A 569-nucleotide genomic window follows, 5' to 3' on the forward strand; every position below is an offset into this window, starting at 1 on the left:
GAACCAAGCATGTCTGGCAATCTGGAACCCGGATGCAATCAGCTATGACTGGGTTATGCCAAACAACTTCCATGTGCATATCAAGGTAATGGCAAACGTCTCTGAAACTGTCCATTTCCTCGATAAGCCTTATGAAGTGAACTACACGGTTCAGATGCCAATCGAGAAGGGTCGTTCTCTTTGTGCAAACATGACCCACTCTGTTGATGGTATGGTCGTAGCAGAGATGAAGTCTCGTTGTGGCTATGACAGTGAACATATCGATATGCTTCGCTCACTGTGCAATCACAACAGCGGCAAGCGTATTGGCTATGGTAGTGAGAAGGACACAATGGTTGCAGTTCTCTGGAACCACTACAAAGACAGCGGTTTCCTGTCTGTCCGTATTCTCGATTTCCTCGACGCCAATAACATCGACTTGGTGGAGCGTACCACTATCGGTCAGTTGATCGATACGCTTCCGAAGAAGCCATTCGACATTATCTCGGTACATGACTGCTTCCGTTGCTTGCCGAACTACGGCAACGATCTTCGCCGTCAGTACAATCAGATTTTGTCTGATATTGCTC

General features: G+C 47.3%; 1 protein-coding gene. It reads left to right on the forward strand.

The window, feature by feature from the left end:
* Positions 1–55: 55 nt before the first annotated feature.
* Positions 56–569: hypothetical protein (locus RMT89_RS40730; RefSeq protein ID WP_315888794.1), on the forward strand; the 514-nt coding region annotated here is incomplete at its 3' end.

Origin of the sequence: Streptomyces sp. P17 (assembly GCF_032436805.1) — a bacterium.
Taxonomy (GTDB): Bacteria; Actinomycetota; Actinomycetes; order Streptomycetales; family Streptomycetaceae; genus Streptomyces.